The sequence below is a fragment of the Mycobacteroides chelonae CCUG 47445 genome (genome assembly GCF_001632805.1).
GTDB classification, from domain to species: Bacteria; Actinomycetota; Actinomycetes; order Mycobacteriales; family Mycobacteriaceae; genus Mycobacterium; species Mycobacterium chelonae.
On the sequence record NZ_CP007220.1, the window covers coordinates 4,866,229 to 4,880,604 of the forward strand.

The window sequence follows — 14,376 nt, forward strand, 5'->3', positions numbered from 1 at the left end:
GCACGCGGCGGTGCTAACTTGGTCCCGTGCAGACCACCGCCAACGTGACCACAGTGCCCGGTGCGCTGCGCCGTCAGCTCCTGCGGTCGGTGTTCATCACGGCGTTGTTCATGGCGCCCGCACTGATCACTCGGATCGGTGGGTTGCATCCGAATCCAGTAATAGCTCTCGTGATCTACGGCGCTGCGGTGGTAGCCGCCAGCTTCGTCTTGGCCTGGGCCGCGGAGGCCGCGCAGATCGACGTCTCCGGCGGCCTGGCCATCGCGGTGCTGGCCCTGATCGCAGTACTGCCCGAATACGCCGTCGATCTCTACTACGCCTACATCTCCGGCCAGGTCCCCGAGTACAGCCAATACGCCGCGGCGAACATGACCGGCTCGAACAGGTTGTTGATGGGACTGGGCTGGCCCGTTGTCGTTCTCATCGCACTCGCGGTGGCGCGCAAGACATCCGGTCGCCCCACCAACCTGCTGTCGCTGGAGCCTTCTAACCGCATCGAGCTTGGATTCCTGCTCGTGGCCGGGGTCGTGGCGTTCGTCATACCGGCAAGCGGCCAGATTCACCTCGTGCTGGGCATCGCGTTGCTGGCCTGGTTCGGGTTCTATCTGTTCACGATCAGCCGCGGCGAAGCCGAAGAACCGCAGCTGGTGGGCACCGCCGCAGCCATCGGCATGCTGCCCAAGCACATGCGCCGGAGCACCGTTGTGACGATGTTCATCCTTGCCGCATCGATCATCCTGTTGTGCGCAGAACCCTTCGCCAACAGCCTGGTAAGCGCCGGAACACAACTGGGCATCGACCAGTTCCTGCTGGTGCAGTGGTTGGCGCCGTTGGCATCCGAAGCGCCCGAGTTCATCATCGCCGCGATCTTCGCCGCGCGGGGCAAGGGAACCGCCGCCATCGCGACCTTGATCTCGTCCAAGGTCAATCAGTGGACGCTCCTGATCGGTTCGCTCCCGATCGCCCATCTCGCGGGCGGTGGCGGGTACTCCCTGGTGCTCGATGCCCGTCAGGTCGAGGAAACCCTGCTGACAGCCACGCAAACCATGATGGGCGTGGCCCTGATCCTCGCACTGCGATTCCACCGTGGCACCGCGTGGGCGCTGCTGGCCTTGTTCGTGATCCAATTCCCCATCACCTCGACCCACGGTCGGCTCATCCTGTGCGGCGTGTACGCCGTGTTGGCCGTTGCCGGCTTGATCGTCAACCGCAGGCACGTCATCGCGACACTTCGCGCACCATTCAGCAGGTCGGCGACGCCACAGTTGACTGTGCCGTAGCGGCATAGTTTCTCCTGGTGTTACTTCGTTACACCGAGAGGAACACCCATCGTGCTGCCCAAGCTCATCACCGTCGAGGAATTCTTCGATCCGCCGGTTCGCGCATCCGCATCGATCTCACCGGACGGCACCAAGATCGCGTACCTGGCACCGAGGAAGAACCGACTCAACGTATGGGTCCAAACCCTCGATGACGACAACGACGCAGCACGGTGTGTTACCTACGACGAAACACGAAGCGTCACAGGATTTCTCTGGGTCGATCACCCGCGCTGGCTGCTATACGTGCAGGACTCCGGTGGTGACGAGAACTGGCATCTATATCGGGTTGACCTGGACAATCCCGGCACCCCGGCTGTCGATCTCACTCCGTATCCCGGTGTGCGTCTGCTGGGCCTGGAGCAGCCCCACGGTCGTCCCGGAAAGCTGTTCGTTCAGCTGAACCACCGCAGGATCGACCAAGTCGACCTGCACGAGCTCGATGTCGCGTCCGGCGAATTGACCATGCTCGCCGAAAACCCCGGCAACGTCATGTCCTGGTTCTGCGGCCCTCATCATGAAGTGTTCACGCAATCGCTGACATCTGAAGGCGATATCGAGTTCTCCCGATACGAGTTCGGGGCGCTGGAGTCTCTCGTCGTATACAACGGCGCGGACTACCCGGTCGGCATGCACCCGACACAGATGACACCGGACGGTACCGGGTTGTGGATGGGCTCAAGCCGCGATACCGATCGCACGCGTCTGGTGCGGCTCGACCTGGCCACCGGTGCGGAGTCGGTGGTCGACAGCCACCCTTCGTTCGACCTCTCCGCCGCCCTGGGCCTGGCACCGGCGCTGATCCGGCATCGCAAGACCGGAGAGTTACTGGCCGTTCGCTATCTCGGTGAGCGGCAAGATATCCGGGTTCTCGATCCGGACTTCGCTCCGGTGCTGGAAAAGCTTCAGGAGCTCTCCGACGGTGACCTCGCGGAAATCTCGTGCGACGAGAACGGCAACCGTTGGGTGGTCAGCTTCACCCACGACCGGGATCCCGGTGTCACCTACTTCTACGACCACGAGAAGGGCGAAAGCAGACAGCTGTTCCGTCCGTATCCGCACCTGGATCCGACGACGCTCGCGCCCATGACGCCCGTCACGATCGCCTCGCGCGACGGCTTGAGTCTGCACTCCTACCTGACGCTGCCCATAGGTGTGGAACCCGCAGGACTACCCCTGGTGCTGGTGGTCCACGGCGGTCCGTGGCACCGTGACAGCTGGGGATTCGATCCGTCGGTGCAGCTCCTGGCCAACCGTGGATACGCAGTGCTGCAGGTCAACTTCCGCGGATCCACCGGCTATGGGAAGGCATTCACGAAGGCGGCGATCGGCGAGTTCGCGGGCAAGATGCACGACGATCTGATCGACGCCGTCGACTGGGCGGTCAAACAGGGCTACGCCGACCCGAGCCGGGTCGCGATATTCGGTGGCTCGTACGGTGGTTACTCCGCACTGGTCGGAGTTACCTTCACTCCCGATGTCTTCGCGGCCGCCATCGACTACGTGGGCATCTCCAACCTCGCCAACTTCATGCGCACCCTTCCCGCGTTCGTCCGTCCGCACCTGAACAACAACTGGTATCGCTACGTCGGCGATCCCGCGGTGCCGGAGCAGGAAGCCGATATGCTCGCCCGCTCACCCATCAGCCGGGTAGAGCAGATCCGTACCCCATTGCTGGTCGTACAGGGCGCCAACGACGTTCGTGTGGTCCAAGCGGAGTCCGACAACATCGTGGCCGCACTGAGGGCCCGTGGTATCGAGGTCGAATACATGGTCAAGGAGGACGAAGGGCACGGGTTCTTGAACCCTGAAAACCAGATCGACCTGTTCCGTGCGACGGAGCGATTCCTGGCTCAGTACCTGGGCGGACGGCAGGTGTCGTGATCGAAACTGTTGAGTTCTCACGGAAACCCGATAACAAGCCCACACTTCTCGAACAGGTCGGTGGACTATCCGGACTCATCTACGCCGGCCTACCGAGTGTGACATTTGCACTGGGTAACAGTGCTTTTGGTTTGGCCGGTGCCATCTGGATATCCATGGCTACGGCGGGCGCCATCGCCGCGTGGCGGTGGCTACGCAACCAACCACTGCAGCCGGCAATCTCCGGGTTGTTGGGGGTGGCCATCTCGGTGGCTATCGCCTACCAAACCGGCTCGGCCAAGGGCTTCTTCCTGATGGGTATCTGGACCAACCTGATCGGCGCAGTGGTGTTCCTGGTCTCAGTCTTGGTGGGTTGGCCACTTGCCGGAGTGATCTGGCACGGCTTAACCGGCACCGGACACCGCTGGCGCAAAGACAAACCCTCGCGGTTCGCTTTCACACTGGCGACACTGACCATGGCGGCCGTCTTCGCCTCCAGATTTGTTGTGCAGGAATGGCTGTACGCCGCTGATTCGGTTGGCTGGCTGGCCATCGCACGCATCGCGATGGGCTATCCACTCGCCGGAATCGCGCTTCTGGTGGTCATCTGGGCAGTGCGGCGTTCGAAGAGCCGTGCATCTCAGTTTGATTCAGCCAGCGCGGCAGCCGATCACGACCAATGAGTTCACACTTGCTGGTCGCGGCCAGAGCATGCGCCTGGCGGGTGAAATCCTGATTGCTGACCACCATGGTGCGGGTGCAGTCGTAATGTCGCGCCCCCGCAACGACCTCTTGAACGGCCCTGACACCCACTGTCTTCGAGTATCGCTTGCATTGGACGGCGACGACGTCACGCCGATTGGTGGCTATCAGGTCCACACCGTAATCACTAGATGCCGAGGTGGTTTCGATATGCCATCCGGCTCCGTGCATGCGCGCCGCAACGAAGGTCTCGAAATCGATGCCGGACATCTCATCGATCTCGGAAAGCCCTGACATTGTCATATACCTGCGCAGCTGGGCTTCGTAACGACGCTGCGCCATGACATCGCCGAGCCGACGCAGGCACCATCCCGCTCCACGCAGAATCAGATACACCGCATACGGCGAAGCCAGATAACCGACCTGTACCAGCGCGGCAAGCGCGGGGTCTGCCGTGTTCCGGTACACCAGGACACCGGGCCAGACAGCCAGCGCGATGATCGGCCCGGCAAGCACCACGATGATCAGCACAACCAGTGCACGCGAAAGACGGTGCCACCTACGAGCAGCCCTCCGTCTGAAACGCCGCAGCCTCATTGGATGGACTTTAAGCCAGCCCTCCGACACCCCAGGGGAACTGGCGCCCGGGTACGGGGCGTCACGTCACCGCTGGCAATTGGGGCACCAATATGTCACGCGCGGCAGGGCCTGATCGCGCGTGATCCGGGTTCCGCAACGGCGGCACGGCCTTCCATGCCGGCCGTAAACCCACAGTTCACGGCCGGGGCGCGGATCACCAGTCGTAGTCCTGCGATGGCTGTCCTTGTTCGCATGCAACAACGCATGGGCACGCTCGATGAATCGCTCGGGGTCGGTGAGGTCCTGCACCGGTGAGGTGGGCAGCATCCCAGCCAGAAAACACAGTTCGTTGGAATACACGTTGCCAATACCCGCCATGACTCTCTGATCGAGAAGCGTCGAACTCAGCTCATCATCTGCTCGCGCCATCAATCGCTCCAAGGCGGCGGCCGGATCCCAATCTGCCCCAAGAAGATCCGGGCCCAGATGACCTACGATGTCGTTTTCCCGTCCCCGCTTGACCACATCCAGAACACCCAGGCTGATTCCGAGGGCCACCGAGTCGTCCGTCCTGAGTACCGCTCTGATTCGGTGGTCCCACGTGGGTACGGACTCCCGAGTGGACACGATTCGCCAGCTGCCATCCATTTTCAGATGCGAGTGAATACTTGCCCAGCCGACGCGAATGAATAGGTGCTTTCCGCGCGCAGCCACGCCGTCCACGCGTTCCCCACTCAAATCGATGGTCGCGAAACGTGGAACACGGATATCGCAGCCCGTGAGCACCCGGCCGGTCAGTGCATCGCCCAGGCGCCGCGCCGTTCGGAAAACCGTGTCGCCTTCTGGCATTCCGAGGCCTCCTTGCGCTAGCCGTCACAGGCTACCGAACTCCGCACCGGAGTCATAGCGAGGCCGCTATACGCAAAGATCAGGCAGCAGAGACGGTCTCGTCTCCGACGGTTGCCGCATTGGAACCCTCGGCCCGTCCCCACCGTCCCGCTAGCGCCGCGCAGGTGATCAGTTGAATCTGGTGGAAGATCATCAGCGGCAGCACGATCAAGCCCACCGGGTGACCCGCGAACAACACGGTCGCCATGGGCAATCCGGTCGCCAAGCTCTTCTTGGAGCCGCAGAAGATCACGACGATGAGGTCTGCCCGGTCGAACCGCAGCAGCCGTGCGGCCCCCGCCGTGACGCCCAGCACCACCGCCAGCAGCACGATGCTGACCGCGAACACGGCCAACAACCGGGAGATCTGCAGACCCTGCCACACATGCTCGACCATCCCAGCGCTGAAGGCCGCGTAGACCACCAAGTAGACAGATCCCCGATCGACGACCTTGGTGAGCGTGGTGTGGGACAGGATTCGATACAGCTTGGGGCGCAACAATTGGCCGGCGACAAAGGGCAACAGAAGTTGGACCACGATCTCCAGGATCGCGGTGGGCGAGACCGTCGCTTCCCCGGTGGTCTGCATGAGCAGCATCACCAACACGGGAGTCATGAAGACGCCCAACATATTCGACAACGAGGCGCTCACCACCGCGGCCGCGACATTGCCGCGGGCGATGGATGTGAAGGCGATCGAGGACTGCACCGTCGAGGGCAGTAGACACAGGTACAGCACACCGGTGTAGAGATCGTTGGTCAGCACCGAGGGCACCAACAGCCGCATCGCCAGGCCCAGCAGGGGGAACAGGACATAGGTCGCGGCCAACACTGTGGTGTGCAGTTTCCAGTGCTTGAGACCCTCAATCGCCTCGCGCGGTTCCAATCGAGTTCCGTAGAGGAAGAACAGCACTGCGATGGCGATCTTGGTTGCCCAATCCAGGACATCGGCCGCGTCGCCGCGCGCGGGGAGCAGCAGCCCAATCCCCATGGCAGCGAACAGTCCGAGTAGGAATCCGTCAATACGGAGTTTGGCCAGCCACGTCACTACGCCACAGTACGAGCGCAGGAACTAATTATGAAAGCCGATAGAAGTGATATCTATGAACGCGTACCGTGATGGATATGTTGGATCCCGAACTACTGCGGACCTTCCTGACCGTCGAAAGAGCCGGGGGATTCACCGCTGCCGGACGTATTCTCGGGCTGCGCCAGTCCACCGTGAGCGGACATATCGCGCGGCTCGAGCAGTCCGTCGGCCGGGAGTTGTTTCGCCGTGATACCCGCAATTTGGCGTTGACCGCCGACGGCGCCGCAATGGTCGGCTTCGCCCGCTCCATCCTGGACGCGCAGAGCCAAGCCGATCGCTACTTCGCAAGTTCGGAGCTGACCGGACTCATCCGGCTCGGCGCCTCCGATGACCTAGTGGCCCGTGAGCTGCCCGATGTCCTCGTCGAGTTTCAGGACTCCCATCCCGGTGTGGATCTGGAGCTGGTCGTCGGGCTCAGCGAGTACCTCAAGACGCGCATGACCGCGGGCGAGCTGGATCTGATGGTGGCCAAGCGCCTGCCGGGTGAAAAGCATGGCGAATTGCTCTGGCGCGACAAGCTGGTGTGGGCGGGCCGGCCGAACACACATGACGTGCGCGACCCGGTGCCCATAGTCACCTATCCCCCGCCGAGCCTGACTCGGCACGCGGCACTGCGCGCACTCGAGCGGGAGGGCCGTACCTGGCGCATCACCTGTGTGAGCGACAGTCAGCTGGGACTACGGGCAGCGGCTCTGGCAGGTATGGGTGTCATCTCACACGCTGAATCCCTTCTCCCCGATGGCCTTGTCACGGTTCGCGATGACAGCCTGCCCGACCTTGGCGAGCTGGAGTTCGTGCTGGTGCGTCGTCGTAGTGTGCTGTCCGAACCCGAACAGGCGTTGTGTGACGCGATCATCGCCAGCACGCACCGCTTGCACCGGTGACCCCTGCCCTCGGTCCCTAGACCGATAGCGCGAAGTAGGCCAGCGACCCCACCGCGAGTGCCAGGAACACACCGGGGAAGGCGATGTTGTGCAGCACATTGCTGCGGATGTGCACACCCACAGCACCAATGAAGAACGCCACCAACCCGATTGCCGCGGCAAGGCCGATGGGGCGCACTCCGGCCAGCCCGATGATCAGGCCGGCCACCCCAGCTCCTTCGATCACCGCGAGATAGGGAATCCAGCGCGGGGCCAATCCCACGTCACCCGAGTTCTGCACCACGAACGGTGCCTTGACGGCCTTGGCCACCACCTCGAATCCATTGGCGATGACGCAGAGGACCGTCGTCACCCACAGCCCAATTCCGAGAACCGACATCAGCCCGCATACCTTCCCAGCACGGTGAAAGGTTGGGGGGCAACCGGTTCAGTCGCCCATCCGGCGACCCTGCCACGGAACTCGAGCGCATCCGGGATGCCCAGGAGTGGATTGTCGACCCCCTCGGCGAGCTGCAGCAGGAATACGAAGTCGGGACCATCCCCGACCCTGCCTGCCGTGTAGGTCATGCCCATGGGCGCTGCCGCACTCACCGCCGTGAATAGCGCCGCGATCGCATCCTCAACCTCGTGCACCCGTTCGGCATCTGTGCTGAAGCGGACCATCTGTACGCTCATCTGTGCCTCCTCTCTCGTCGGTTTCGTTGACCTCACCCCCTTGACGACCGGCATGACGGAAAGGTGACCTCCTGTGGATCTCATCGAAAGATTCCAGGCCGCGCGGCCACGGCTGCTATCTGTGGCGCACCGGATCCTGGATTCGCACCACGATGCCGAGGACGCGGTACAGGCTGCGTGGATCCGGGCGCAGTCGGCCGACCTCAACGCGGTGGACAATCTCGACGGGTGGCTCACCACGGTCACGGCCCGGCTCTGCCTCGATCAGCTGCGGGTGCGCGGCCGGCACGGAGAAATTCCCCTGTCTGCCGAAAACGTCCCAGGCACGCAGCTCGGTGCCGACGAAGACTTTCTGAAGCGCGAGCAGGTTTCGCGTGCACTACTCGTGGTGCTCGGCGAATTGTCCCCCAAACAGCGTGTGGCCTACGTCTTGCATGACCTGTTTTCCATACCGTTCGAGGACATCGCCGCAGCGCTTGATACCACTGCCGTCTCTGCCAAGAAGCTCGCCAGCCGAGCGCGACTGCGCCTCGATGCCGCGGACTCGGTGCAGGCCAGCGACGTTCCGAACCAATGGGCGATCGTCGATGCCTTCCTGTCGGCGGCTCGCGGCGGCGACATCGATCACCTGATCACGCTGATGGCGCCCGATGTGGTCCGCACGGTCGACCACTCACTGATCCCCAGCGACGCATCGACACTCGTGCAGGGTGCCCGAGCCGTCGCCGAGGAAACGCGCGCCTTTGTCGACCGCATCGCGGTGGCGACAACGCTTTTCGTCGATGGCAGGCCGGGTGCCGTCATCGCGCCGGGCGGCCACCCCTTCGCCATCATCCGAATGGACATCCGCGACGGACTGATCACCCGTATCGATATCGCGCCCTATGCGCGCAACAGCGTCGAACTATCGATCTAATCTGGAATAGATCCAAATTAGATCAGGTTGCACCTGACATGCCGAACACAACCCGTACTCCCGAATCCGACGTCACTAATTTCCAGGCCTCCGCCGCACTGAGCGCGAGTCTGCAACAGGTCCTGGTCGACCTGATCGAACTGCATCTGCAGGGTAAGCAAGCGCACTGGAATGTCGTGGGCAGCAATTTTCGCGATCTGCACCTGCAGCTCGACGAATTGGTCGACTTCGCACGCGAATCGAGCGACACCGTCGCCGAGCGCATGCGCGCGCTCGATGCGCTGCCCGACGGCCGATCCGACACCGTCGCGGCGAGCACAACACTGCCGGAGTTCCCGCCCTATGAACGCAGCACCGGCGATGTCGTCGACCTAATCACCACCCGCATCTATGCCACGGTGAAGACGCTGCGCGCGGTGCACGACGCGGTGGATGACGAGGACCCCACCACCGCCGACATCCTGCACCAGCTCATCGACGGCTTGGAGAAGCTGGCCTGGTTGATCAAGTCCGAGAACCGGAAGGTGTAGCCGACTGAGCGATGATGGACCGATGCATGCAGTGAAGCGCTTCGCAACGATCATCGGTCTACTGACCGCGGTACTGGTCCTTGGCCCCAACGCCGGACTCGCGCACGCGGCCGATGCGTCGCCCGCCGGAGATGTGTTGTCCCTCGGTGACCCGGCTGCCCCCGGGCAGATCGATCTCTACCTGGACCCGCTGTGCCCTTACAGCGGGAAGATGGTTCAGAGTCAGGGCGAGGAGATCGGGCGGCGCATCGAGTCCGGCAAGCTGCACATCAACCTCAGATTCGTGGACTTCCTCGATAAGTACTCTGCCAGCGGCACATACGACAGCCGTGCGATCTATGCCAGCTTCGTGGTCGCCGATCAGTCGCGGTCAAGCGACATCACCTGGCGCTTCATCCGAGAGTTCTACGCCAAGGACCAGCAGCCCGAGGAGGAAGGTGACACGGACCTGAGCAACGACCAGCTGGCGGAGCTGGCTGCCCGAGTCAACGCGCCCCAGAGCGCACAGGATCTGATCAGGGTCGGGCTGCCGGTCCCCTTTGATGCCCGCGCCATCGCGGCGAACAATCTGCCGCTGCTGCGCGCATTCCCCAAATCCGGTGTGCCCATGGTTGTCATCGACAACCAGCCTGTTGATGGAGAGTCCGCTTGGCTGAATCGAATCCCGCGGTAGCGGCGCCGCTCTACGAAATACTGGTGAGGTGGCAGTGAACTCGAAGGTTTCACGCTCATGGCTTCTGGTCAATCCTTCCCGGGAGCCCGACCTCGGTGCTGCGGTCGCATCCACACATGCCGACGAGGTGATCCTGGACCTGGAAGATGCCGTCGCGCCGAATGAGAAAGAGTCGGCACGCGCACGCGTGCTGGAGTATCTCAAATCAGGCGGACACGCCTGGGTGCGCGTCAACGATGCTTCCAGTGATTTCTGGTCGGCCGACTGCCGAACCCTCGCGGAGGCCCAGGGCCTCAAGGGTGTGGTGCTGGCCAAGACCGAGGGTGGCAATCACATGTGGGACACCGCCAACCGCCTCGGTGGCGAAACTCCTGTGATCGCTCTGATTGAGACCGCGCGGGGTCTGTCCCGCGTACACGACATCGCGGCGGCTCGACCCTGCTTTCGTATCGCCTTCGGCGTCAATGACTACACGCTCGATATAGGTGTCGATCCAGACCCACTGGCCCTGGCGTACAGCAGATCTCAGCTTGTGGTGGCCTCGCGCGCCGCACACATTCCGGGACCGATCGACGGACCAACGCGCGACCCGGCCCAGCTGGCCGAGGGAGTCGCGCTGACTCGCCGCATGGGTATGACAGGAAAGCTGGCGCTGCACTCATCCGATGCCGACACCATCAACAGGGGTTTGAGCCCCTCCGATGACGACGTTTTGTGGGCTCAGGACTTCGTGGAGCAGTTCAACAGCCACGGGGGAAAGCCACAGGACGGCAGCGACCTGCCCCGGCTGAATCGCGCCCGGATCATTCTGGAGCGCGCACGGATGCTGGGCCTGATCACGCCGTAGCGGTCAACCGCGACAACGCCGCCACGGTGAGCGTCTCGACCCCGGTGCTCAGCGTCGGTTCCAGCACTGGGGCGAACTCCGGAGAATGGTTGGACGGCACCGGCTTTCCGGCCGCCGCGGCATCCTCGAAACGCTGTTGTTCGTACCCGCCCCAGAACCAGAACGCCGTGGGGACACCGGCCGCGGTACCGAAAGATCCGACATCCTCACTGCCTGCCAACGGATTCGGAGACTCAATCACCCGTTCGGCACCGAAGTGCTCACGGAACACGGCGGCAATCGCCTGCATCGCCGCGTTGTCGACGACGGTGATCGGGAAGGTGTGCATCGACGTCACCGCCGGTTCCTTGTCGGCACCCGAAGCCGCCGACTCAGCCTGAGCGATCCGCGTAATGGACGCCAGCGTCTTGCGCCGCACCTCCTCATTGAAGGTGCGGACGTTGATACCGAGTTCGGCGTCATCGGGGATGATGTTGTCCTTCGCCCCCGCATGTAGGTAGCCGACGGTGACCACGGCGGGTTCGAACGGGGACAGCTCGCGCGAGACGATGGTCTGCAGACGCTGCACCACATTCGAGGCCATCACCACCGGATCGATGGTCGATTCCGGTTGCGAGCCATGGCCGCCCCGCCCGAACAGTTGCATCTTGAGCGAATCCGAGGCGGCCAGCGCCGTGCCCGTCTTGTACGCGATCATCCCGGCAGGCAACGGACCGACGTGTTGACCGAGAACGACCTCAGGCTTGGGGAACCGATCCAGGATGCCGTCGGCGATCATCGCCTTCGCACCCCCGCCCACCTCCTCGGCGGGTTGGAAAACCGCGACCACCGTTCCCGACCACGCGGTCTTAAGTTCATTCAGCAGCCGAAGGGCGCCTACCAGCGCGGTGACGTGCATATCGTGCCCGCACGCGTGCATGACGGGAACATCCCTGCCGTCCGGGTTGGTGGCGCGAACCGTGCTCGCGTAGGGAAGGCCGGTCTGCTCCTGTACCGGAAGTGCGTCGAAGTCGGCCCGCAGCCACACCACCGGACCGGATCCGTTGCGCAACACGGCCACAACTCCGGTCCCCCCGACGCCCGATGTCACCTCCAGCCCGAGTGGCGCAATCGCCTCCTGGATCTTGGCCGCGGTCCGGCGTTCCTGGAACGAGAGTTCCGGATGCTGGTGCAGGTCGCGGTAGAAGTCGGCTAAGTCCCCCAAAGTGTCCGCCCAGTTGTCGGGCAGCGTGATCGTCATCCGGGCTCTCCCACTGTTTATGTTGCTACGTCTTAGACCGACCATACGGCGGTCGTGAGGACCTACCCTCGGACATGTGAGCCAGTCCACCGTTACCGAACTGTCCGTCGACACCATTGTCGTCGGAGGCGGGATGTCGGGCGCGTCGATTGCCTACGAGTTGGCCGAAAATCACACCGTCGCACTGCTGGAACGCGAATCGACCCTCGCGTTTCACACCACCGGAAGATCTGCGGCCACCTTCATCGAGAACTACGGAAATCCCGTCATCCGGATGTTGACGGCGGCAAGCCGCGACTTCTTCACCGACCCCCGCGAGGGCTTCGATGCCCCGCTCGCCACATCGTTGCCGCTGCTGATCATCGCCGATGACGCGCATGCGGAGACGCTGCGCGAACTACATGGCCTGGCCTTGCTCCAGGGCTGTCATACGGAGCTGGTCGACGGCGCGGCGGCCGAGGAGATCAACCCGTACCTGCGCCCCGGACACACGCGATTAGCGACGATCGATCCGACTCCCATGGAGCTGGACGTCCACGGGCTGCACCAGGGCTATGTGCGCGGGCTGCGCCGCCGCGGCGGAAGCATCGTCAAGTCGGCGCCCATCGTGAGCAGCACCCGCCATCGGGGCAGGTGGGTTCTGCGGGACTCGGCCGGACGACAATTTGAAGCGGCAACCGTCGTGAACGCCGCCGGCGCCTGGTGCGATGAACTCGCGCAGGCCATGGGCGCGCAGCCGGTGGGGATCATGCCGCTTCGACGTACCGCATTCATGGTGTCCGCGCCACAGGACAGGTCTGCCGGCTCGATTCCTATGACACTGGACACCTCAGACACCTTCTATTTCAAACCCGACGGCGCCCAATTCCTGTGTTCGCCCGCCGACGAGACGCTTCAGTCACCCGGAGACCCTCGACCGGACGAGCTGGAGATGGCGCGGGCGATCGGGATGATCAACGAGGCCACCACCCTCGGTATCCGGACCGTGAATTCCGCATGGGCGGGGTTGCGGTCCTTCACCCCCGATCGCACGCCGGTTGTCGGGGAAGACCCGGATATCGAGGGTTTCTTCTGGTACGCCGCCCAAGGTGGTTATGGCATCCAGATGGCCCCGGCGCTCGCGCGGATTGGGGCCGCACTGGCCGCACAGTGCCCGGTTCCAGAAGATCTGGCCGCTCGCGGACTGGACGCCGCAATGCTGTCGCCCGATCGCGAGTCGCTGCGCGCCAGCCGCTAGTAGCCGTCCCGCAGACCCGGACCGCGCCGAGCGAATCCTGTTATCGTCGGCGTCGATGGTGAACATGGATCGGCGCCGAATGATGGCGTTCTCAGGGCTTGGCATGTTGGCAGCAGCGGCTTCTATGCCGCAGGCGTGGGCGCGACCGGCACCACAAAACCCGCCCAACCGGCCGCCGGCGGCACCCCCCACCGGCAAGTACGTCTTCGTCGATGAGTTCGACGGCCCGGCCGGGTCTGCGCCCGACGGGTCCAAGTGGGCTGTATCGAAGGCTCGCGAGTCCATGAAGGACCCGACGTTTTGGGAGCTCCCCGAGAACGTCGGTCAGTACCGCGACGATCGCAAGAATGTCTACCTCGACGGCAACTCGAATCTGGTCATCAAGGCCGCCAAGGAAGGCAACACGTACTACGGCGGCAAGATCTACAGCACCACCGAACTTGGTATCGGCTACACCTGGGAAGCGCGCATCAAGTTCAACTGCCTGACCCCGGGCGCGTGGCCCGCGTTCTGGCTCGGCAGCGACCAGGACGGTGAGATCGACATCGTCGAGTGGTACGGCAACGGCAGCTGGCCAGCCGCAACTACGGTGCACGCCAAGGCAAACGGCTCGGAATGGAAGACCCACAACCTGACCCTGGACAGCGGCTGGCACACCTGGCGCACCCAGTGGGACGACAAGGGGATTCGTTTCTGGCGGGACTACACCGACGGGGCGGCGCCGTACTTCGATGTCCCGGCCAACTCCCTGGCGGACTGGCCGTTCAACAATCCCGGGCACAAGGCTTTCGCGGTGCTGAACCTGGCCGTGGCCGGATCCGGCGGTGGCGATCCGCGCGGCGGCACCTACCCGGCGGATATGCTCGTCGACTGGATCAGGGTCTGGTAGCTCAGCTGCCAATCTCGCCTCATCATCGGCGCTCATCGTGCGAG

The 14,376-nt window shown here is 63.4% G+C and carries 16 protein-coding genes; 10 read left to right on the top strand and 6 right to left on the bottom strand.

Annotation, left to right across the window (positions count from 1 at the left end):
* Positions 1–26: 26 nt before the first annotated feature.
* From BB28_RS23545 to BB28_RS23555, 3 genes are read left to right on the top strand one after another with little or no spacing between them, the layout of a single operon-like run.
* Positions 27–1,280 carry a sodium:proton exchanger gene (locus BB28_RS23545; protein ID WP_046255288.1) on the top strand — a complete coding sequence of 418 codons (1,254 nt, stop codon included), beginning with the start codon at positions 27–29 and terminating at the stop codon, positions 1,278–1,280.
* A gap of 48 nt (positions 1,281–1,328) precedes the next feature.
* Entirely contained in the window at positions 1,329–3,203 is a 1,875-nt protein-coding gene (locus BB28_RS23550; RefSeq protein WP_046255289.1) for a S9 family peptidase, read from the top strand.
* Positions 3,200–3,865 carry a DUF3159 domain-containing protein gene (locus BB28_RS23555; protein ID WP_046255290.1) on the top strand — a complete coding sequence of 222 codons (666 nt, stop codon included), beginning with the start codon at positions 3,200–3,202 and terminating at the stop codon, positions 3,863–3,865. The genes BB28_RS23550 and BB28_RS23555 overlap by 4 nt, the downstream gene beginning before the upstream one ends.
* Here the strand turns inward: BB28_RS23555 and BB28_RS23560 are convergent.
* The 3 genes from BB28_RS23560 to BB28_RS23570 all read right to left on the bottom strand — a co-directional run bounded on the left by BB28_RS23560 (position 3,786) and on the right by BB28_RS23570 (position 6,399).
* Positions 3,786–4,481, bottom strand: a complete 696-nt coding sequence (locus BB28_RS23560) for a restriction endonuclease (RefSeq protein ID WP_046255291.1) — start codon at positions 4,479–4,481, stop codon at positions 3,786–3,788. The two genes, BB28_RS23555 and BB28_RS23560, sit on opposite strands and share 80 nt — an antisense overlap.
* 66 nt (positions 4,482–4,547) lie before the next feature.
* Positions 4,548–5,312 (bottom strand): endonuclease VIII Nei2, encoded by a 765-nt coding sequence (nei2, locus tag BB28_RS23565; protein ID WP_046255292.1) that lies wholly within the window; start codon positions 5,310–5,312, stop codon positions 4,548–4,550.
* Positions 5,313–5,391: 79 nt separating this feature from the next.
* A complete protein-coding gene (locus BB28_RS23570; protein ID WP_046255293.1) occupies positions 5,392–6,399 on the bottom strand; it encodes a bile acid:sodium symporter family protein in 1,008 nt (335 codons plus the stop codon).
* A gap of 71 nt (positions 6,400–6,470) precedes the next feature.
* Here BB28_RS23570 and BB28_RS23575 point away from each other — a divergent pair, with 71 nt between their 5' ends.
* Complete coding sequence (locus BB28_RS23575; protein ID WP_046255294.1) at positions 6,471–7,325, top strand: LysR substrate-binding domain-containing protein; 855 nt, start codon at positions 6,471–6,473, stop codon at positions 7,323–7,325.
* Positions 7,326–7,341: 16 nt separating this feature from the next.
* Here the strand turns inward: BB28_RS23575 and BB28_RS23580 are convergent, their stop codons facing one another.
* Both BB28_RS23580 and BB28_RS23585 read right to left on the bottom strand, forming a co-directional pair.
* Positions 7,342–7,704, bottom strand: coding sequence for a DoxX family protein (locus BB28_RS23580; RefSeq protein ID WP_046255295.1), 363 nt, complete (start codon positions 7,702–7,704; stop codon positions 7,342–7,344).
* Positions 7,704–8,000 carry a hypothetical protein gene (locus tag BB28_RS23585; RefSeq protein WP_046256129.1) on the bottom strand — a complete coding sequence of 99 codons (297 nt, stop codon included), beginning with the start codon at positions 7,998–8,000 and terminating at the stop codon, positions 7,704–7,706. The genes BB28_RS23580 and BB28_RS23585 overlap by 1 nt, the downstream gene beginning before the upstream one ends.
* 73 nt (positions 8,001–8,073) lie before the next feature.
* On the opposite strand from BB28_RS23585, the gene BB28_RS23590 reads away from it, so the two are divergent.
* Genes BB28_RS23590 through BB28_RS23605 form a run of 4 tightly spaced genes read left to right on the top strand, consistent with a single transcriptional unit; the run spans position 8,074 to position 10,966 of the window.
* On the top strand, positions 8,074–8,916 hold the full coding sequence (locus BB28_RS23590; protein WP_046255296.1) for a sigma-70 family RNA polymerase sigma factor: 843 nt from the start codon (positions 8,074–8,076) through the stop codon (positions 8,914–8,916).
* A gap of 38 nt (positions 8,917–8,954) precedes the next feature.
* Positions 8,955–9,446, top strand: a complete 492-nt coding sequence (locus BB28_RS23595) for a Dps family protein (RefSeq protein WP_046255297.1) — start codon at positions 8,955–8,957, stop codon at positions 9,444–9,446.
* A 22-nt stretch (positions 9,447–9,468) separates the two neighbouring features.
* A complete protein-coding gene (locus BB28_RS23600) occupies positions 9,469–10,119 on the top strand; it encodes a thioredoxin domain-containing protein (protein WP_046255298.1) in 651 nt (216 codons plus the stop codon).
* 34 nt (positions 10,120–10,153) lie between these two features.
* Entirely contained in the window at positions 10,154–10,966 is an 813-nt protein-coding gene (locus tag BB28_RS23605; protein WP_046256130.1) for an HpcH/HpaI aldolase/citrate lyase family protein, read from the top strand.
* Here the strand turns inward: BB28_RS23605 and BB28_RS23610 are convergent.
* Complete coding sequence (locus BB28_RS23610; protein WP_046255299.1) at positions 10,956–12,206, bottom strand: M20 family metallopeptidase; 1,251 nt, start codon at positions 12,204–12,206, stop codon at positions 10,956–10,958. The two genes, BB28_RS23605 and BB28_RS23610, sit on opposite strands and share 11 nt — an antisense overlap.
* A gap of 76 nt (positions 12,207–12,282) precedes the next feature.
* Here BB28_RS23610 and BB28_RS23615 point away from each other — a divergent pair, with 76 nt between their 5' ends.
* A complete protein-coding gene (locus BB28_RS23615) occupies positions 12,283–13,443 on the top strand; it encodes an NAD(P)/FAD-dependent oxidoreductase (RefSeq protein ID WP_046255300.1) in 1,161 nt (386 codons plus the stop codon).
* A 55-nt stretch (positions 13,444–13,498) separates the two neighbouring features.
* Entirely contained in the window at positions 13,499–14,332 is an 834-nt protein-coding gene (locus tag BB28_RS23620; RefSeq protein WP_046255301.1) for a glycoside hydrolase family 16 protein, read from the top strand.
* Positions 14,333–14,376: the final 44 nt, after the last annotated feature.